Here is a 17,901-nt window from a genome sequence, read left to right as displayed (position 1 = left end):
CGAATGGGGCCGCCGGAGAAAGCTCGGGGGAGCAGCCACCGGCGGCACCGAACTCGCCCAAGCGATCTGACCGCGGACCCGACCCGGGTTCAACACGTCCTTCGATCCGACAAGCAACAGCGCTGTCATCGGGCAGCAGCACGCGGCTGACGAGCCGGTCGAGGATGTGTTGTGCGGGCCGGACGCCGCAGGTACCACTCGGCCACGGCAAGGTTGATCAACCAACCGGCGAGCACCAGCCCGGCCCGAACGTTCCCGTCGGGCTGTTCGCCGGTCGCGACGAAATACGGTGCGTGCGTGAACGCCTGGGTGCCGGCGCCGAGGCCGATCGCGTAGCCGCGCACCATCCACCTGCGATGCTGGGCGAATTGCCGGCGTAGCGCGGTGGCGAGGCCGAGCAGGATCGAGCCGGCCATGGCCGAGCCGAAGACGAGCCGTATGCCGGCGAGCACGTTGTTGTCATGGGCCGGCAGGTCGTACGCGAAGGCCATCCACAGGCCGGAGAGCGCGACCGTCAGTCCGCAGGGAACAAGCACCCGGCCGGCGAGGCGGTGCCAGCGGCGGCGGCGCAGGCTGGGTACGAACTGGAAGGCGCCGAGAATCGTGTAGATCACCGCGCCGACGATGTGCAGCACGACCGGCAGCGGCTCGGCGACGAAGCGAGCGTTCGCTGGGGTGACCTCCGGTCCGGTGCCCAACTCGGTGAGCCGTGCCGCACCAGCGACCATCGGTATCAGGCCCAGCAGGATCAACGCGGCCGGTAGCCGCCACTCGCGCATTGTCATGCCATCGATGGTGAACGCCGCACCCGTCCCTGATCATCGGCACATGGGCCGCAATCGGGCCGGTCGATGGTCGTACGCCGTCGTCGTACTTACGCCGGTCACCGGTCGACGTCACTCGTCGCCAGCCCTGGCGACCGGCGGGACGGTAGGGCGGGACAGACGGGTGCTGGCGGAAATGGCGGTGGCCATCTCCTACCCGATCGGCGCCGTCACCAGCGCGCCCGTCTCCGGTTGGTCTCGTACGCCCACATCGCCACCTCGACCCGGTTACGCACACCGAGCTTGGTCATCAGGCTGGTGATGTGCGACTTGACCGTGCTCAACGTGATGTAGAGCTCGTCGGCGATCTCCTTGTTGGTGCGTCCCCGCGCGACGGCGACCAGCACCTGTTCCTCCCGGTCGGTGAGCGCCTCGATTGGCTGCTTCCGCGGCGCGGCTGGATCCGCGTCGGCGAACGCCTTCAGCAGCCGCGTGGTGACGCTCGGCGCGATCAGCGCGTCCCCGTTGGCGGCCGCGTGCACGGCCTGGCTGAGCAGGTCGGGGCCAGCCTCCTTGAGCAGGAAGCCGCGGGCGCCGGCACGCAGTGCCGCGTACACGTACTCGTCGAGGTCGAAGGTCGTGATGACGATCACCGCGAGCGGCTCCGGGACCGAGGGCCCAGCGAGCGCCCGGGTGGCCTCGATGCCGTCCATGCCTGGCATGCGAATGTCGAAGAGACACACGTCGGGCCGGAGCCGCTGGGCGAGCTCGACCGCCTGACGGCCGTCGCCAGCCCCACCGACGACCTCGATGCCGGGCTGAGTGTTCAAGATGATGGTGAGGCCGGTACGGACGATCTCCTGGTCGTCCGCCACGAGCACGCGTACCGTCACGCGCCGACTCCCTCGCGCGGGAGCACGGCCGTGACGGTCCACCCACGGCCGGGATTGGGGCCGGCCTCGCAGGTGCCGCCGAGCAGGTCGGCGCGCTCCATCATGCCCACCAGGCCGAAACCGGGCGAGCCGGTCGGTCGGGCGGCACCGGCCTCGCCATCGTCGCTGACCCGCAGGCGCACGGAGGTGTCGTCGGCCGCGACGCTGACCGCGATGCGGGTGGCGTGGCGGGCGTGGCGACGGGCATTGGTGACCGACTCCTGAGCCAGCCGGTAGAGCGCGGAGCCGACCGTGGGCGGAAGGTCGCCGAGGTCCCCGCGGAAATCCACGTCGACGGCCGGCCCGGTGCGGAAACGGCCGGCGAGCCGCTCGATGTCGGTGACCCGCGGGCTGGGCCCCAGGTCGGCGGGCTGGTCGCGGCGCAGGACGCGGACAATCGCGCGCATCTCGGCAAGCGCACGGGACGCCTCGGCCTCGATTGCGCGCAGTGCCTCGACGGCGGCGCCCGGCTGGCTCGCCGAGGCGGCGATGCCGGCCTGGGCGCGGATCGCCATCGCCGACACGTGGTGGGCCACCGTGTCGTGCAGGTCACGGGCGAGCCGCTCGCGCTCCAACAGCTTCACCTGATCGAGTTCGCGCAGACGGGCGGCGGCGCGGAAGCGGATCGCGGTACCCAGTGTGGCGGCGGCGAACATCACCGCGAAGCCAGCGACCAATTCGCCGCCGTTGATCGAGCCGACCAGGCCGGCGGCGGCCACCTTGGCCACCACGAAGAACGAACCGATTACGGCATCCCGGCCGGAGCCCCAGCGGAACAGCGCGTAAACCAGTAGGACCAAGAAGCTCGTCGTGAACATCTGACAGGCATCGCCGGGCAGCACGAATGGGCCGACCGCCGTGGAGCCGAACGCGATCGCCACCATCGCGAGCGGCTCCGTACGCCGCCACAGGAGCGTGGGCAGCAGCGCGAGCGCGACGACGACGCAGCCCACCCGCCACGGCAGATCGGGTCGGAAGAATCCTTCCAACACGATCGCCGGCGCGAAGACGGCGATCAACGCCCAGTCGCGCCACACACGGGACGGGGCGTGTGAGATACGCGGCTCGGCCAACACAGCGTGCAGGCGAGGGTGCATAGGACCATCGTACGAACGGTGGTGCGAATCCAGATCGTCCCAAAGTACGACCGATGGCTGCGGCGACACTGATCTGCTGCGACCGCGTGGGTCAGCCGCTGCTCAACCGCTGCGCGACAAGCGCCTCGAACCGTAGATCCTCGCGGTCCGGGCGGTGTCGCCGTCGATCAACTACGGGCGGCCGTCGCGGCGTTGGAGGCCACAGGATTGCTGGCCACTCCCGCGGATAGCTGGGCGAGTGCGTCGTCACGGCTGTCGAAGATCGGGAACGTCCCGTCCAGGCGCATGGTGTGCAGGACGGTGCGGATGAACCGCGACGGCGCGGCCAGGCACAGCGTGACGCCGCGGTCGCGGGCGTCGCGGTGGGCGCGGACGAGGAGACTGAGGCCGGTGGAGTCGATGACGTGTACTCGGGTCAGGTCGACCACCAGGTGCCCTCCCACGTCGGCCGCGTGGCGCAGGGCGGCGCGCAGGGTGTCACTGGTGTCGAGGTCGAGGTCCCCGGTGGCGGCGACGACGGTCACGTCGTCGAGATGGTCGATGCCGAGGATTCCGCCCGGATCGTGGTTGCCGCACGAAGCCTTGCCACCAGCAGAGATCGGCAGCAAGCTGCAGTGCGGGCAGCGGTGCGGGCCGGTGGCGAACGGGGAGCCGCTCCACCCCTGTTCGGACACCAGGGTCCAGACGACTTCCGCGTCGGGAAGCACGCAGGCGGTGGCCCTGACGGAGTCGCCGCAGGTATCACAGATCAATGTCATCAGGTGGTCGTCCGGGACGACGGTCATTCTGCTGGTCCTTCCTACGTCCCTGTCCCGCCAGTGCGGCGGACATGGCATTCGGGGCTGGCGGGGTTCGTCACTGAGGTCATTTCACCGACGCGCGGCCTCGAACGACCAGCGCCGGCTGCGCCGAGCTGGGTTCCGCCGTCGCGGTGTCGGACGACGGCGGGGGACTGATGACGATCTGCAGGACCCGGTCGAGACGGGCAGTGTGCAGGATGCGCACGATGCGAGGATTCGGATCACGGATGGTGAGGACCCCGTTGGCACCTGCCAATCGCCGGTGAACGTCGAGCAGCAGGCCGATCGCAGCGGCATCGATGTGCCGGCACCTGGACAAATCGACCACGACCTGCCCAGGATGCAGGGTCAGCAGCCGGTCGAACATCGCTCCGGCCGCCGGCAGGCAGGCCAGGTCGAGTTGGGTGACGCATACCTCGGCCAGCGGTAGTGTGCACGGCGTCGGTGCCAGTGGCTCTGTCACAGGCGTGCCCCTCCCTCTCACGGACCCCCGGTCGCCTCCGACCGTGCCGTGCCCGCTTGGCGGCCACCGTGCGGATCTATGACAGTTGCGTGACAAAGGCGTCAGTCGGCCGATGGAGTTGGCCGCGTGGCCGGTGCCTGGGGATGATGCCGGGTATGACGGCCGTGCTGGTGATCGAGGACGACGACCGCATCCGCTTGGCGTTGCTGCTCGCACTCGAGGAAGAGGGCTACCAAGCTCACGGGGCGGCTACGGCCGAGGAGGGTCTGCGCGCCCAGCGTCGTGACCCGGCAGACTACGTGCTGGTCGACCTGATGCTGCCCGGCCTCAACGGCTTCGAGTGCATCCGGCAGTTGCGCCGCGACGACGACGTGCCGATCGTGGTGGTCAGCGCCCGCGACGACACCCACGACATCGTCGCCGCTCTCGAAGCCGGCGCCGACGACTACGTCGTCAAGCCGGTGGCGATCAAGGAGCTGACCGCTCGGCTGCGCGCCCTGCGCCGCCGTGCCCGTGCCAAGGTCGCGGGGCAGGCGCCGGAGCCCGTGCCCGTGCTCGCCTTCGGCGAACTGGAGATCAGCCCCGACGCAGGAGAGGTGCGCTGTGCAGGCCAGCCCGTATCGGTCACGCGCACCGAATTCCGGCTCCTGTGCGAGCTTGCCGAACATGCCGGGCGGGTGCTGACCCGCCAGCAACTGCTCAGCCGGGTGTGGGGGTACGACAGCGGCGACGAGCGGCTGGTCGACGTGCATATCGGCCGGCTGCGGCAGAAAATTGAGTCGGATCCTGCGGCCCCCCGGCACCTGGTGACCCTGCGGGGTCTGGGCTACAAGCTTCAGCGATGAGACGTCTCGGACTGCGTACCCGGGTCACGGCAGCGTTCGCCGTCGGCGCACTCCTGCTTGCCGCGTCGATGGCCCTGGTCTCCTACGAGCTGACCAGCCGATCCCTGATCGAAGAACGGGAACGCACGGCCCTGCGCGCCGCCTACTACGACGCCAGCGTCGTCCGTGCCGGGCTGGACACCGACACCCCCGACGTTGTGGAGGTGCTTCGGTCACTGGACACGGGCGGCAGCCGGCGGCCCGTGCTGCACCTGAACGGCGCCTGGTACGCCCGCACCGCCGACCCGGGCACCACCACCCCCATCCCCGCCGACCTGCGACGGCTCGTCGCCGCCGGGGATCCGGCGGTGCAGCGCGTACGCGTCGACGGCCAACCCGCCCTGGTGGTCGGGGTGCCCCTGTCCGCGACGGCGACGTACTTCGAGGTCAACTCCCTGCGCGAGCTGGAGCATACGTTCCAGGTTCTGGCGCTCGCGCTGACCACCGTCGCGATCATGGTCGCCGGGTCTGGCGCGGCCCTCGGCTGGTACGCCACCCGGCATGGGCTGCGGCCGTTGACGGCGGTCGCCGACGCCGCCGAGAAGATCGCCGCCGGTGATTTCACGGCCCGCCTCGACCCGGCGACCGACCCCGACCTGACCCGGCTGTCCGGCTCGTTCAACCAGATGGTCGACCGGCTTGCCCATCGCATCGAGCGGGACCGGCGCTTCGCCGCCGACGTCAGCCACGAACTGCGCTCACCGTTGCAGACCCTCGCCGCGGCGGCCAGCGTCCTGGCCCGTCGCCGAGAACACCAGGATGAACGTACGGCCGTCGCCGCCGGGCTCGTCGCCGACGAGATCGACCGGTTCCAACGGCTCGTCAATGACCTGATCGATCTGGCCCGCAGCGACCAGCCAGCCCACCGGGCCCCCGTGGACGTGGTGGCGCTGGCCCGGGATGCCTGCCATGCCTTCGACCTGCCCGCGACGTTCGTCCACCTCGCACCCGACGTACCCGCGACGTGGCGGGTCGATCGGCGGCGTGTCGCGCAGGTCCTGGCCAACCTGCTCGACAACGCGGTGACCTACGGGGGCGGTCCTGCGGGCATCCGGTTGGGCCGCGACGGCAGCGTCGGCGTCATCGAGGTTGAGGACGACGGCCCGGGCGTGCCCATCGAGGACCGCGAGGCGATCTTTGACCGGTTTGTCCGGGGGCGGGCTGCGCACACCCGTGGCACCGGGGATGGCACGGGTCTCGGGCTCGCGCTGGTCGCCCAACACGCTGCCGCGCACGCCGGACACGCCACCGTCACCGACCGGCCCGGCGGCGGCGCCTGCTTCCGCATCACCCTTCCGGAAAGCCTGCCATGAACCACCGTCACCTTTTGGCCGTGGCGCTCACCGCGCTGCTGACCGGTTGCGGCGTCCCCACCGACGCCACCCCCCGAACGGTGCAACCCCCGCGGGGTCCGTTCCAAAGCTCAGCTCCCGCCGACACCAGGGCACCGGCCGGGCCTGCCGCCGAGACAGTCTGCCTCGTTCGCGACAACCGCATCGTCTCCGTGGTCCGGCCCGTCGACCGCCCACCAACGGTCGAGGACCAACTGCGGCATCTGCTCGCCGGGCCAAGTACGGCCGAACGCGACAGCGGCCTGACCAGCGCGTTGCCTGGAGCAGTTGACGCCGCGGGTGCGACAGTGACCGGTGCTCAGGCCCTCGTCGCGGTCGACGAACCCGCCGCCGACGCCGGCCGCAGCGACGAGGTCCTCGCCTTCGGGCAGATCGTCTGCACCCTCACCAGCCGCGACGACATCACCACTGTGGTGTTCCTGCGCGACGGCAAACCCCTCGGCGTGCCCCGCGCGGACGGCTTGCTCTCCGAACAACCGCTCACCCGCGCCGACTACGCCACACTTGTCACCCCACGCTGACCCCGGCCACACCGATGCGGTCGCATGTCCATGGCACTCCATGTTGCCTGTGGGAGGGCCTCGCCTTCCGGGCCGCTCGCCACCGCCAGTCTCAGTCGTCGCCCGGTCGAGTCGATGCGATCCCGATCGCCCGCAGGTGTGCCAGCCCTTGTGCCCAGGACTGAATCAGCGTGGTTTCGTGGTAGGCGATGTCGTTTTCGGTGCAGAACCGGCGGATCAGCGGCTGGGCGTGGCGCAGGTTTGGTCGCGGCATGCTGGGAAAGAGGTGGTGTTCGATCTGATAGTTGAGCCCGCCGAGTAGTGCGTCGAGGAGCCGGCCGCCACGCACATTGCGGGAGGTGAGGACCTGCCGGCGTAGGAAATCGAGGTTGTCGGCCTCGGTCAGGATGGGCATCCCCTTGTGGTTGGGGGCGAATGAGCTGCCCAGGTATAGGCCGAAGAGGGCCTGATTGACCAGGATGAACACGATCGCCTGCGGAGCGCTCAGGACCAGGAACACGGCCCCGAGGTAGCCGGCGAAATGCAGGACGAGCAGTCCGGCCTCCACTGGTCGGTGCCTGAGCCCGCCACGGCCGACGACCGCCCGAACGCTGGCGGCGTGCAAATGCAGACCCTCCACCATCAGCAGGGGAAAAAACAGCGCCGCCTGGTGCCGGACGAACAGCGCCCGCAGGCCGCGCTGCGTGACAGCCTGGCCCGCAGTGAAGGACAGCGGAGCCACCACGAGGTCGGGGTCGTGGCCCTCGGTGTTCGGATTTGCGTGGTGGCGGTTGTGCTTGTCGACCCACCACCCGTAGCTGATCCCGGTCAGCAGGTTTCCACAGATCAGGCCGACCACGTCGTTCGCCCGACGGGAGCGGAAGATTTGCCGATGCCCGGCGTCGTGACCGAGAAACGCCAGCTGCGCCAACAGCAATGCGGCGCCGGTAGCGGTAGCCGCCTGCCACCACGAGGATCCGAGTCGGACGAACACCACGCCGATAACCACGAAGCAGCCCAGCAGCACCGTCGCCCGCGTCCGGTAGCGGCGAGGGTGTCGGTCGAGGAGACCCGCGCCGCGGATCAGGCGAGACAGGTGGGCGTACTCGCTGCCCCGGTCGCTGCGGGCGCCAAGCTCCGTATCACTCACCCTCGCCACTCCTTATAAACCGGGCCGATCAGCTCGCCGGCTCCGCCGTCATCCATGATCAGGCAGCTGCGCGATCCATCCCGGTGTCACAGAGATCGACAGCGAACCCGCCGCTGACCGTTCCAGTCTTCCTCACGGCCGCGTCTCCGCAGGAGGAATCGGCAGCTCACAGCGGCCGACGCGCAAGTGGTGCTCAGCTTCATGGATATCTGGCGATTAGGTGCGTGACCTCGGCGGTCGAGGCCGACAATCAGGGCTACTCGGTCACGTTGGATTCAGGGAGTAGCCATGGCACGAAAGTGGAAGTCCTCCGCGCGGCAGGCGCTCATCCTTGCCTTCGCGGCTGGGGCGGTAACCGGAGCGGCGGGCACGCTCACGCTGCGACGTCGCCGGCAGGATGGTGGCTTCCCCACGGGCGACATCGCCAGCCAGTTCGACGAGCGCATCGCTCCGACGCTCGGCGGGCGTATCGACGCCCCCTCTCATGGGCCCGTGAGCAGGCCCGCGGCGCAGCACGGTTGACCCCCGGCAGCGCCTCGGATCACTTCCGCAGGTGAGAAAGCGGGAGTAATTGACGCCAGAACGACACCATGGTCCAGACCATCGACGCGTACAGCGCTGCCGGAGTATTGCCGCAGCGCCCCGTCGTCGACGGCGCGGATCAGCAGTGCGAGGCCCAGGAGCAGCAGCGCGGCCACCGGCATGAGAAGCCGCACCGTACGGGCCGTGATCGGCATTCTCGCAATGGTGCGGTTCCGTCATCTGAGACACCGATCCCACGCGGCGTGATCCCACCCGGAACGCTGAAGCTTGATTAGATAGGAACTTGTCAATAGATTGAGGATGGGCACCGTCGGGGTCCGGGCAACCGGGCCGTCGGCGACTGACAGGTCCACCCCGAGCCGGGCACTTCGGTCGTACGCATCGACCAGTCGCTGTGGCGCACCGCCGCGCCGCACCCAGGGCGCGTTGTCGCGCTGCGTCCGTCCAGGACGCGCGCCGCCGCGCCGCCTCCGTCCAGCTCGATGACAGAAGGACCTTTCATGACGATTCTCCGCGCCCGTCCCGCGTCGACCCTGGCGGTCGTCGCCGCGCTGGTCGCCGCCGTGGCCGCGACCGGAACGGCCCTGCTCACCGGCCCGGCAGCGGCCGCCCAAGGCTGCCGGGTCGACTACACGCCCAACCAGTGGCCCGGCGGATTCACCGCCAACATCAAGGTCGCCCCCGGCGACACCGCCGTCTCCACGTGGACCGTCACCTGGACGTACGCCGGGGACGAGCGTGTCACGAACGGCTGGAACGCCACGGTCAGCCAGTCCGGACCGAAGGTGACCGCCCGCAACGTGTCGTACAACGGCAGTATCCCGGCCGGCGGCACCACCGAGTTCGGCGTGCAGGGCACGTTCGGCTCCAGCGGCAGCGCGCCGACCGGGTTCAGCCTGAACGGGGTACCGTGCAACGGCACCGGGCCGCCGACCACTGCGCCGCCGACCACTGCGCCGCCGACGACCGTGCCGCCGACCACGGCGCCGCCGACCACGGCGCCGCCGACCACGGCGCCGCCGACGACCGCGCCGCCGACGACCGCGCCGCCGACCACGGCGCCGCCGACCGGGTGCGCCGGGGCAGTGCTCTGCGACGGCTTTGAGAACCAGACCGGCTCGACGCCGTCGGGCGACTGGACGGTGGTGAACCCGGACTGTTCCGGCGCCGGCACGGCCACCATCGACACGGCCACCACGCACAGCGGCAGCCGGGCGGTCCGGATCAACGGCGCCGCCGGGTACTGCAACCACGTCTTCATCAGGTCCACGAAGATCCTCGGCAGCGTGGGCAGTGTGCGGTACGGCCGGGTCTGGGTACGGCACACCACCGCCCAGCCCACCGATCACACCACGATGATCGCGATGGTCGACGCCGCCGACGGCAACAAGGACCTGCGGATGGGCGGCCAGAACGGCGCCATGCAGTGGAACCGTGCCTCCGACGACGCGACCCTGCCCGAGCAGAGCCCGGCCGGGGTGGCGCAGAGCGTGCCGCTACCCACCAATCGGTGGGCCTGCGTCGAGTTCATGGTGGATGGTTCGGCCGGTCAGCTCCGTACCTGGCTGGACGGCACCGCCATCACCGGGCTGACCGCGGACGGCGTACCGACGCACGACATCGACAGCCAGTGGTACAACCGCACCTGGCGGCCGCAGCTCACCGACCTGAAACTGGGCTGGGAGAGCTACGGCGGCGGGGCCGACACCCTCTGGTATGACGACGTCGCGGTCGCGTCCAGCCGGATCGGCTGCTGACCCTTCGAGATTGTGGACGGGAACCGTCAGCTGTGGCTGTCATGTCCCGGTAGATGTATCAAGGGTGTGGCCCGGTAGATGTGTCACACCCTTGATCATCTTCAACCGTCTCCGGGGGCGATGTAACGGTCTCGTATTGACCTTCCATAACGCCTGGTCGGCGGTCCTGGGCACCCTCACTCGTACGCCGACGGCCTTTTGCCGATGTCCGGTCGGGGCGCACCTTGGGAGCAGCGGGGAGCACTGAACGGCGGGGAACAGGTCCTAAAGACCCCGGGTGTCCCTACCTTTTTCTACAGGTCATGGACGCGCTGCCTCGTTGCCCGTGCATGCCGGCCGGCGTCAGACAACCTGTGCGCGGTCGGGGTGCAGTCCTAGGTCCGAGGCCCGTAGGTCAGCCGGCGTAGGACGATCTCGGCCGGTCCGGCCTGCCCGCACTTGTCGAGCAGGCGGGCGATCAGCACGGTCGCCAGCCAGATGGTGACCGCGATGAGCACGCCGGACACCGTGGGGCTGCCGAGGCGCTGGCCCAGGGCGAGCGTGAAGGGCGCCAGGAGGAGCAGCCACGCCACCGACTGGAACAGGTATCCGGACAGGGAGCGCTGGCCCAGGGCGGCGAGCGCGCCGACGACGGGGCCGGGCCGGTTCACCCGCAGGGCGATCAGGCCGAAGACCGCCACGTAGCCCGGACCGGCGAACATGCCGCTGGCGCCGTGGAGCGTGAGGATCAGGCTGGCGGTGGGCTTGTCGACGTGCAGCCATCCGGCGCTGAGCAGGGCGGCCGGCAGACCTCCGGCGATGGCGACGCCCAGCCCCAGGACGGCCGTCCGCGTGAGCAGGGTCCGGTGACGGGCCAGGTCCTCCAGGACGCGGCGGCGGGCGGCCCACATGCCCAGCCAGGCGATGACGATGAACGGCACGACGGTCAGCGTGTGCATCGGCCATTCGCCGAGACGATCCACGACGGATGCAAGGTAGCCGGACGCGGCGAGGGAGTCGACGTGGCCCGCCGGCAGCGGCGCGGACCCGCCTGAACCCGCGATTCTGCTCGCCACGATGGCGCCGAGGATCAGGATCTCCACCGCCATCAACGCCCAGAGCACCAGGACGATCCGGTGGACCTTCTCGCTGCGGCGCAGCAGCAGGACGGTCATCACGACCCCGACGATGCCGTAGGCGCCGAGGAAGTCGCCGTAGTACAGCAGCGCGGCATGCGCGAACCCGAAGGCGATCAGCCAGAGGTTGCGGCGCAACAGCACCGAGCGGACCTGCTGGGGTGTGGCGCCGGAGGCGTCCTGGCGCCGGGCGAGCTGAACCAGTCCGTAGCCGAACATCACGGCGAAGACCGGGTAGCCGCGTGCGTTGACGAGCTCGAAGAGCAGGAAGTTGAGGCCGCGTTCGATGCCCGCCGGCGTGGCATCCAGGCCGGGCTCGCCGGCGAAGACGACCCCGGCGACGTTGGCCAGGGCGATGATCAGCAGCATCGCTCCCCGGGTCAGGTCCGGCGCGAGGGCGCGTTCGGCGCGGAGGACCGGCCCTCTCAATGCCCGCCGTGGTGCCGTGTCAACGCTCATGGTCGTCCCTCTCCCCGAAGCCTGCTTTAGTTTGTTTGAGAAAGTATCACAGGCACACTAAAGCCGTCTGGCATGATGGGGCCTGATTTCCGGGAGGCGAACGAGGGGGCCATGACCAGCGAGGACTTCATTCCGGCTCGGCTGCGCAGGCTGTGGGGCAGGTTGGAGTCCTCGCGCCTCGGGCGGCCGGCGGCCCTCGACGTCAACCGGGTCGTCACGGCGTCCGTGGAGATCGCCGACCGCGACGGGCTCGGCGGCGTGACCCTTCCCAAGGTCGCCGAGAGCCTCGGCTTCACCGGAATGTCGCTCTACCGGTACGTCGGATCCAAGGACGAACTGATCGAGCTGATGGCCGACGCCGCCATGGGCACGCCACCGAGCATCCCCACCGACGACTGGCGCCACGGGCTGCGCAGTTGGGCCTTCGAGCAGCGCGCGGTGTTCCACCGTCGGCCGTGGCTGACGCGCGTGCCCACCTCCGGGCCGCCGTCGGGGCCGAACCAGATCGCCTGGATGGAGGCCGGCCTGGCGGTCCTGTCCCGCACCCGCTTCGACTGGGCGCACAAGATCGGCGTCCTGTCGCTGATCAGTGGCTACGTCGTGCAGTCGGTGCGGCTGTACAGCGACCTCGCCGAGGGCAGGGCCGAAGGCCAGGGACAGGCCGACGCCGAGCGCGACTACGGTCGCGCGCTGGTGCGGCTCGTCGAGCCCGAGCGCTTCCCCGAGACTGCCCGGCTGTTCTCCTCGACACTGTTCGAGGACGCGCCGTCGGACGCTTCTGATGCGTCGATCGCCGACGCGGACTTCACGCTCGGGCTGGACCTGATCCTCGACGGCGTCGCCGTCCGAATTGAACGGTCCGGCTCCTGAGGCGAGGTCCTGCTGAGCAGCACCAGGACACCTTCGCCCCAGAGGGCTGCTGCCGGAATGGGGAGTCGGCCCAGCCAGGGCAGCAGGGTCGCGGCCCTGCCGGTGGGTGAGGGATTGGCGGCGGTGAGCCGTCGACGGATGTCGTCGACGTGCGCATCGGAACCCCGACCCATCCCAACTGACCGAGCCGTTTCCGTGAAGACCAGCGCTGGCGAGCATTTGGCCCGAAGGCGTTGGCTTTAGGGTATGCATCGACCTATGGTGGAGGCATGCCGCCGGTGACTTTCCGCTCGCCTGCCGTCACTGAGCTGGCGGCGCTTGGCGCTGTCCGCGTGGCGACGGGGGCACGGCTGAGGGTCGGGATGCGGGTGCCGGTTGTCCGCGAGTTGCACACCACACCCACGCACAAGCTGTCGAGTCCGCCGCAAATCGGCCGAGACCCTCCTGCGGAATCGTTGCATCCCAGAACGACCGCTAGGGCGAAGCTATTCGAGCTTCGGCCCTTTTTCTTTTTCGGAGAGGTAGACCATGAGCGTCGATCATCGTGCTGTCGATCAAAGTTGGCTGGCTGACCTGCGAGCGTCCCTGGCGGAAGACTTCGCCACACAGACGGCTCGGCTGCGGGAACTGACCGAGCTCAACGCGGACACCGGCGACCCCCAAAACCAGGCCGCGCTGCTGGTGGCCACCCGCCGCAACATCGAGCAGATCACCGGTGCGCTGAGCCGGATCAGCGACGGCACCTACGGTGCCTGCCAGAAGTGCGGCAAGAACATCCCGGCCGAGCGGCTCGAGGTTCTTCCGCACGCTCGCTTCTGCGTGCCGTGCCAGGAAAAGCACAACAAGTGACGCCCGTGTGGCTGCCGCGCCGCTGGCACGGCAGCCACACACCGTTAGGTGCGAGCCAGGTCCGCGACGCCGTACGCTTCGAACCCCGCGCCGTGCTCCTGCGCGGGGCCGGTGCCTGAGTGCCGGCCCGTCGAGCGACCTGGTCCTGCTGCGGTGCTGGTGGGCTTCAGCTTCCGGTGCAGGTGGCGGTGGTTCCGCTGCCGTTTCCGGTGCCCTGGAATCCGAAACTGGTGGTCTGACCCGGGACCAGTCGTCCGTTGTAGCTCTGGTTCGCGACGGTGACGGTGCCGCTGGTGCCGCTGGCAACGCCGTTCCACACCGAGCTGACCGAAGCTCCGCTCGGCAGGTTGAGGGTGACCCGCCAGCCGGTGAGCGCGGTGGTGCCCGCGGTGACGCTGACGTTGGCGACGAATCCGCCGTTCCACTGGTCCTGGACCGAATAGACCGCAGCGCAGGTGGGGGTCCCACCGGGGGGTGGCGTGGTCGGGGGAGTGGTGGGCGGCGCGCCGTCATCGAGCGTCAGGTTCTTCTGCTGGACGTTCCACTGGCTGCGGCACAGACCACAGTTGGCGCCGACGAAGTTGCCGCCGGCGGTGGTGTCGCCCTTCAGGCGCCATTTGAGGTAGAGCACTGCCACGCGGCCGAACTCGCCGCCGTTGGGCTGGTCGTAGGTGCCACCATGCCCGACGTTCAGGTTGCCCATGAACGCGGGCAGCCCGGCCGGCAGCTTGCCCCAGTCATCCATGGCGTTCGGGTAGGCGATGTCGCTGGACCCGCCGATGAAGTAGGCAATCGGCTTAATCAGTCTCCTGAGCTGGTAATCGTCGGCATCGTTCAGCAAGCCGCTGCTGAAGATGCCGGTCGTGGTGACGCGCGGGTCGTTGGAGACGGCGTAGGCCTCCAGACCTCCGCAGGAGAAGCCCGCGACGGCGACCTTGGTCGTGTCGAGCTTGTCGTAGTACTTGCTGCCCTGCCGGGAGTTCTCCGCGACAGCCCAGTCAATGGACTGGGTGAGCATCTGGGAGGTGGTGGAGCCGGATCCGTTCGGAGCTCCGTTGGCGACGGCGAGGAAGCCGTGGGATGCGATCTCGCGGAGGAAGTTGCCCTGGGAGAGGCCGTTGGCCGAGCAGCCGCCGTTGCCCCACACGACGATGGGAAGGCGCTCGGACGGAAGCGTCTGGGGCCGAAAGACGGTGTGATTGGGCAGGTTGGCCGAGGTTTCATAGTCGGCGGGATAAGGGCCGGAGCCGCCGATCGCGGCACTGGCCGGTGTGGCGCCGATCGCCATGATCACGGAGGCGACCGGGACGATGGCGGTCGCCAATGCCACGTAGATCTTCGATCTCATTCTCATTCAACCCTCCAGCGGATCTCGCGATGGCACTCCCTGCGGCGGCGGTGGCGGTTGTTCATTCACGCCCCGACCAAGGAGGTCAGCGCTGGCCACGGGCCAGGTCGATGTGGGCGCGTCGACCACCCGGCCGCGGTCCCCACAGGCGATCCGACGGGAGCTGTGTGCAGTTACTATCACTGCCGTAACGAAAAGTGTCAATGTCTCGGTTGGCCTGACGGGTCATGACCGGCGTCAGCCTGCGAGGGGTGGGCTGCCGACAGAGCGGGGCGCTGGCGATGCCCAGCGCCCCGCCGAGGAACGTCGAGTTCGTCGGTCAGCAGCGCTCCTCGGTCTCCTTCTGCGCCACGTCCGAGATCCCGCCGAGGGCCCGGGTGCACACCGCCAGCGTGTTGGCGCCCAGGGACCAGACATCCGGGCCGCTCGAGCACTGCAAATCGCGCAGCGTGTTCCCGGTGACGATCGAGGTGCAGACCTGGTACGAGCCATGGCTCGCCCGGTACTGCTGCCACACGTACGTGTATGCGTAGTTCTTGCCGCAGCCCTTGTACTGCTTGACCGATGCGGCGGTCTGACCGCCGACGGTGACGTATGCCGTCGCGCCGATCTGCACCGAACTCGCGCAGCGCGGGTTGGTCTCGGCGTGGGCGGGTCCGGCGAATGCCAGCGTCGCGGGCACGGCCAGCCCGGCGGCCGTGAGGATGCGCACGCTACGTCGGGAAAGGCTCTTCATCGGTGACCTCCTTCAATACACCGGGACCGTCGAGCCCGGTGTCGTCGATGCACCACATTGATGACCGCCGTGGCCCGTTCGGTAGCCTCTGACACACTCTGACAACGCTTGTCGCCGGTGTCTGACATGGGGGATAGATTGAAGGACCAGCGTGCCGCCACCGAGGCAATTCAGGACAGACAAGCCGCCGAAGGTTTCGCCGAACAGTTGCGGACACTGCGGACCGCCGCGGGTGACCCGTCCTTCCGGAAAATGGCTGGGCGGTCGGGCCGGATCTCGCACACGACGCTGCACGAGGCCGCCGCCGGGACCAGGTTTCCCTCGTGGGAGACCACCCGGGAGTTCGTCCGAGCTTGCGAGGCGGACGAGGTCCAGTGGCGGTGCCGATGGGAGGACGCTCAGCGCTTGGGAACGGTCCACGCCATCCCCGCTTCGCTGACCGACGCCGAAACCGCAATCACTGTGGACGGCAGGACGACTGGCGCCGGGACGTCTGACGCCCCGGACGCTCCGGCGGCCCACGGGCCTGTCGGTTCGGGCGTCGTTGCGTCGTCGCCGCAGGACCAGGGCGCGCTGCGGGCTACGGAGTACCCGCAGGCCGAGGACGAGGCCACGGGCGCGCGAGGGCACCGTCTGCCGTGGCTCGCCGCAGCCGCGACGGTGGTGGTGGTGGCGACGGTCGCTGTCGTGGGCGTCGCCGTCCGCGGCCGGTCATCCCCGGACGGCTCCCACGCCTTGACGGCGTCGCCGTCATCGACAGCGTTCTCGGACTCGTTGATTCCCGGGGACGCGAGCAAGTTCGTCGGCGACATCACCGTCCCCGACGGTTCCCAGGTGAAGGTGAACGAGAGCTTCGACAAGGTGTGGGCCCTCGCGAACGTGGGAACGGTCGACTGGCACAACCGCTACCTGGCACGGACGAGCCCCACCGCTGACATTGGCGGTTGCCAGACACCGGATCGGGTGCCAATCGGCGACACGGCGCCCGGCGAGCAGGTGATGATCCGAGTTCGGGTCACCGCGCCGAACCGCCCCGGGAAGTGCTGGGTCAGCTGGAAAATGGTCGACGAGCATGGGCAGGCATACTTTCCCACCCGTCGGCCGGTGTACTTCATGGTCACCGTCGTCGCCTGAGCACGCCTGGCGGTAGCCGCAGTCAAGCCCGCCGGGCCGCCACCCCCGTCCATCTCCCGGGCCCCGGGTCGCCCGGACCGGTGTCAGGGTGCGAACCCTCGATGTCAGTCCGGGCGCTAGCCAAGCTGACAACACCGCATCCATCGAGGTCGGTGAGGACTGACGGATCTGACAGCACTACGGGGGTACCGAACAGTAGGCCGCTTCTCGCAAGGTGATGTTCGTTCCGAACGCGACTCACCACCTACGAGGAGGATGGACTTTGCGTCGTCCCTGGTTAACCGTCGGGCTCGCCGCGCTCTGCTTGGGCGTCGGCGTTCCGGCCCATGCGTCGGCCACGACATCCGGCGCCACAGCGCAGCGGACCATCACCACGGCCGCGCGGCCTGTCGTGGACATGGAGGCCACCGTCCTGGCCGCCCAGATCGACCCCCGCCGTGCCGACAACACACTGACCCCGGGCGCGAAGAGCTCCGTGCTCGCCGTCGAGCAGGCGCTCCAGGCCCAGAACCTGCTGAACGCACAGTGGGTCGACGGCTACTTTGGCACCCAGACCGTCTCGGCGTACGCGGCCTACCAGCGCTCTCTCGGCTACACCGGCCTGGGCGCGAACGGGCTGCCCGGCACGACGTCGCTGACGAAGCTCGGGCAGAACCGCTACACCGTCGGCAACACGATCGGCCCGGGGGCGAAGGTCCAGCGTGACGGGTACGTCGTCGACGCCCGTACGCAGGCGATGCTGACCGAGGCCCAGCGCCTGCTCGGTTACCCCCTGGTGCTCGAGCAGGGCTCGTACAACCCTGGGGGCGACCCGACCTCGGCCGGTACGCACGACGGCGGGGGCGTGGTGGACATCGCGGTCACCGGCATGACCGCAGCCAAGCGCACCGCCGTCGTTCAGGCTCTGCGCCAGGTCGGCTTCGCCGCCTGGGTCCGCAACCCGAGTCAGGGTGACTGGCCGTGGCACATCCACGCTGCGGCGATCAACGACACGGACCTGTCCAGCCAGGCGCAGCACCAGGTAGGCGACTACTACCTCGGCATGAACGGCCTGGCCAATGGTGGCCCGGACGACGGTCCCCGGATTCCGATCAAGACCTGGGAGCAGTACCAGCGCGGGCAGTGACCCGCATCAGATCCGATCCACC

At 69.3% G+C, this 17,901-nt stretch carries 18 protein-coding genes; 9 read left to right on the top strand and 9 right to left on the bottom strand.

Annotated elements, in window-relative coordinates:
- Positions 1–125: 125 nt before the first annotated feature.
- From OG811_RS30090 to OG811_RS30070, 5 genes are all read right to left on the bottom strand, one after another.
- A complete protein-coding gene (locus tag OG811_RS30090) occupies positions 126–785 on the bottom strand; it encodes a DUF2306 domain-containing protein (protein ID WP_406070570.1) in 660 nt (219 codons plus the stop codon).
- A gap of 209 nt (positions 786–994) precedes the next feature.
- Positions 995–1,657 carry a response regulator gene (locus OG811_RS30085; protein WP_406070569.1) on the bottom strand — a complete coding sequence of 221 codons (663 nt, stop codon included), beginning with the start codon at positions 1,655–1,657 and terminating at the stop codon, positions 995–997.
- The gene (locus OG811_RS30080) at positions 1,654–2,793 is read right to left on the bottom strand and encodes a sensor histidine kinase (protein WP_406070567.1); all 1,140 of its coding nucleotides are present in this window, start codon (positions 2,791–2,793) and stop codon (positions 1,654–1,656) included. Before OG811_RS30080 ends, OG811_RS30085 begins: the two co-directional genes overlap by 4 nt.
- Positions 2,794–2,960: 167 nt before the next feature.
- The gene (locus tag OG811_RS30075) at positions 2,961–3,578 is read right to left on the bottom strand and encodes an STAS domain-containing protein (protein WP_406070565.1); all 618 of its coding nucleotides are present in this window, start codon (positions 3,576–3,578) and stop codon (positions 2,961–2,963) included.
- Positions 3,579–3,657: 79 nt separating this feature from the next.
- Positions 3,658–3,960, bottom strand: a complete 303-nt coding sequence (locus OG811_RS30070; RefSeq protein WP_406070564.1) for an STAS domain-containing protein — start codon at positions 3,958–3,960, stop codon at positions 3,658–3,660.
- A gap of 251 nt (positions 3,961–4,211) precedes the next feature.
- Between OG811_RS30070 and OG811_RS30065 the strand changes: the two genes are divergently transcribed.
- The 3 genes from OG811_RS30065 to OG811_RS30055 are packed head-to-tail and all read left to right on the top strand — an operon-like array spanning position 4,212 to position 6,813.
- Complete coding sequence (locus tag OG811_RS30065; RefSeq protein WP_406070563.1) at positions 4,212–4,901, top strand: response regulator transcription factor; 690 nt, start codon at positions 4,212–4,214, stop codon at positions 4,899–4,901.
- On the top strand, positions 4,898–6,253 hold the full coding sequence (locus OG811_RS30060) for a sensor histidine kinase (protein ID WP_406070562.1): 1,356 nt from the start codon (positions 4,898–4,900) through the stop codon (positions 6,251–6,253). Before OG811_RS30065 ends, OG811_RS30060 begins: the two co-directional genes overlap by 4 nt.
- The gene (locus tag OG811_RS30055; protein ID WP_406070561.1) at positions 6,250–6,813 is read left to right on the top strand and encodes a GerMN domain-containing protein; all 564 of its coding nucleotides are present in this window, start codon (positions 6,250–6,252) and stop codon (positions 6,811–6,813) included. Before OG811_RS30060 ends, OG811_RS30055 begins: the two co-directional genes overlap by 4 nt.
- Before the next feature lie 91 nt (positions 6,814–6,904).
- Here OG811_RS30055 and OG811_RS30050 read toward each other — a convergent pair whose 3' ends face one another.
- The gene (locus OG811_RS30050; protein ID WP_406070559.1) at positions 6,905–7,951 is read right to left on the bottom strand and encodes a fatty acid desaturase family protein; all 1,047 of its coding nucleotides are present in this window, start codon (positions 7,949–7,951) and stop codon (positions 6,905–6,907) included.
- A gap of 279 nt (positions 7,952–8,230) precedes the next feature.
- Between OG811_RS30050 and OG811_RS30045 the strand changes: the two genes are divergently transcribed.
- Positions 8,231–8,464 carry a hypothetical protein gene (locus OG811_RS30045; RefSeq protein ID WP_406070557.1) on the top strand — a complete coding sequence of 78 codons (234 nt, stop codon included), beginning with the start codon at positions 8,231–8,233 and terminating at the stop codon, positions 8,462–8,464.
- 521 nt (positions 8,465–8,985) lie between these two features.
- Positions 8,986–10,242 carry a cellulose-binding domain-containing protein gene (locus tag OG811_RS30040; RefSeq protein ID WP_406070556.1) on the top strand — a complete coding sequence of 419 codons (1,257 nt, stop codon included), beginning with the start codon at positions 8,986–8,988 and terminating at the stop codon, positions 10,240–10,242.
- Between the two features lie 374 nt (positions 10,243–10,616).
- Here OG811_RS30040 and OG811_RS30035 read toward each other — a convergent pair whose 3' ends face one another.
- Complete coding sequence (locus tag OG811_RS30035; protein ID WP_406070554.1) at positions 10,617–11,816, bottom strand: DUF418 domain-containing protein; 1,200 nt, start codon at positions 11,814–11,816, stop codon at positions 10,617–10,619.
- A gap of 111 nt (positions 11,817–11,927) precedes the next feature.
- Here OG811_RS30035 and OG811_RS30030 point away from each other — a divergent pair, with 111 nt between their 5' ends.
- Both OG811_RS30030 and OG811_RS30025 read left to right on the top strand, forming a co-directional pair.
- Complete coding sequence (locus OG811_RS30030; RefSeq protein WP_406070553.1) at positions 11,928–12,686, top strand: TetR/AcrR family transcriptional regulator; 759 nt, start codon at positions 11,928–11,930, stop codon at positions 12,684–12,686.
- Between the two features lie 528 nt (positions 12,687–13,214).
- Positions 13,215–13,535 carry a TraR/DksA family transcriptional regulator gene (locus OG811_RS30025; protein ID WP_406070552.1) on the top strand — a complete coding sequence of 107 codons (321 nt, stop codon included), beginning with the start codon at positions 13,215–13,217 and terminating at the stop codon, positions 13,533–13,535.
- Between the two features lie 166 nt (positions 13,536–13,701).
- Here OG811_RS30025 and OG811_RS30020 read toward each other — a convergent pair whose 3' ends face one another.
- Positions 13,702–14,823 carry a cellulose binding domain-containing protein gene (locus tag OG811_RS30020; protein WP_406075982.1) on the bottom strand — a complete coding sequence of 374 codons (1,122 nt, stop codon included), beginning with the start codon at positions 14,821–14,823 and terminating at the stop codon, positions 13,702–13,704.
- Positions 14,824–15,202: 379 nt separating this feature from the next.
- Positions 15,203–15,619 (bottom strand): hypothetical protein, encoded by a 417-nt coding sequence (locus tag OG811_RS30015; RefSeq protein WP_406070550.1) that lies wholly within the window; start codon positions 15,617–15,619, stop codon positions 15,203–15,205.
- Between the two features lie 126 nt (positions 15,620–15,745).
- On the opposite strand from OG811_RS30015, the gene OG811_RS30010 reads away from it, so the two are divergent.
- Together OG811_RS30010 and OG811_RS30005 are read left to right on the top strand one after the other, a co-directional pair.
- Entirely contained in the window at positions 15,746–16,753 is a 1,008-nt protein-coding gene (locus OG811_RS30010; RefSeq protein WP_406070549.1) for an NBR1-Ig-like domain-containing protein, read from the top strand.
- A gap of 397 nt (positions 16,754–17,150) precedes the next feature.
- Positions 17,151–17,879, top strand: coding sequence for a peptidoglycan-binding protein (locus tag OG811_RS30005; RefSeq protein ID WP_406070547.1), 729 nt, complete (start codon positions 17,151–17,153; stop codon positions 17,877–17,879).
- Positions 17,880–17,901: the final 22 nt, after the last annotated feature.

Source organism: Micromonospora sp. NBC_01638 (assembly GCF_045209745.1).
GTDB lineage: Bacteria > Actinomycetota > Actinomycetes > Mycobacteriales > Micromonosporaceae > Micromonospora.
This window is presented reverse-complemented; position numbering and strand designations above follow the sequence as displayed.

Bases quoted from the DNA above. Each gene is read 5' to 3' on its own strand.
- OG811_RS30060 (WP_406070562.1), top strand. From the start codon at position 4,898: ATGAGACGTCTCGGACTGCGTACCCGGGTCACGGCAGCGTTCGCCGTC.
- OG811_RS30015 (WP_406070550.1), bottom strand. From the start codon at position 15,619: ATGAAGAGCCTTTCCCGACGTAGCGTGCGCATCCTCACGGCCGCCGGG.
- OG811_RS30040 (WP_406070556.1), top strand. From the start codon at position 8,986: ATGACGATTCTCCGCGCCCGTCCCGCGTCGACCCTGGCGGTCGTCGCC.
- OG811_RS30020 (WP_406075982.1), bottom strand. From the start codon at position 14,823: ATGGCGATCGGCGCCACACCGGCCAGTGCCGCGATCGGCGGCTCCGGC.
- OG811_RS30070 (WP_406070564.1), bottom strand. From the start codon at position 3,960: ATGTTCGACCGGCTGCTGACCCTGCATCCTGGGCAGGTCGTGGTCGAT.
- OG811_RS30030 (WP_406070553.1), top strand. From the start codon at position 11,928: ATGACCAGCGAGGACTTCATTCCGGCTCGGCTGCGCAGGCTGTGGGGC.
- OG811_RS30080 (WP_406070567.1), bottom strand. From the start codon at position 2,793: ATGCACCCTCGCCTGCACGCTGTGTTGGCCGAGCCGCGTATCTCACAC.
- OG811_RS30055 (WP_406070561.1), top strand. From the start codon at position 6,250: ATGAACCACCGTCACCTTTTGGCCGTGGCGCTCACCGCGCTGCTGACC.
- OG811_RS30065 (WP_406070563.1), top strand. From the start codon at position 4,212: ATGACGGCCGTGCTGGTGATCGAGGACGACGACCGCATCCGCTTGGCG.
- OG811_RS30045 (WP_406070557.1), top strand. From the start codon at position 8,231: ATGGCACGAAAGTGGAAGTCCTCCGCGCGGCAGGCGCTCATCCTTGCC.
- OG811_RS30025 (WP_406070552.1), top strand. From the start codon at position 13,215: ATGAGCGTCGATCATCGTGCTGTCGATCAAAGTTGGCTGGCTGACCTG.
- OG811_RS30035 (WP_406070554.1), bottom strand. From the start codon at position 11,816: ATGAGCGTTGACACGGCACCACGGCGGGCATTGAGAGGGCCGGTCCTC.
- OG811_RS30005 (WP_406070547.1), top strand. From the start codon at position 17,151: ATGGAGGCCACCGTCCTGGCCGCCCAGATCGACCCCCGCCGTGCCGAC.
- OG811_RS30010 (WP_406070549.1), top strand. From the start codon at position 15,746: ATGGGGGATAGATTGAAGGACCAGCGTGCCGCCACCGAGGCAATTCAG.
- OG811_RS30090 (WP_406070570.1), bottom strand. From the start codon at position 785: ATGACAATGCGCGAGTGGCGGCTACCGGCCGCGTTGATCCTGCTGGGC.
- OG811_RS30075 (WP_406070565.1), bottom strand. From the start codon at position 3,578: ATGACCGTCGTCCCGGACGACCACCTGATGACATTGATCTGTGATACC.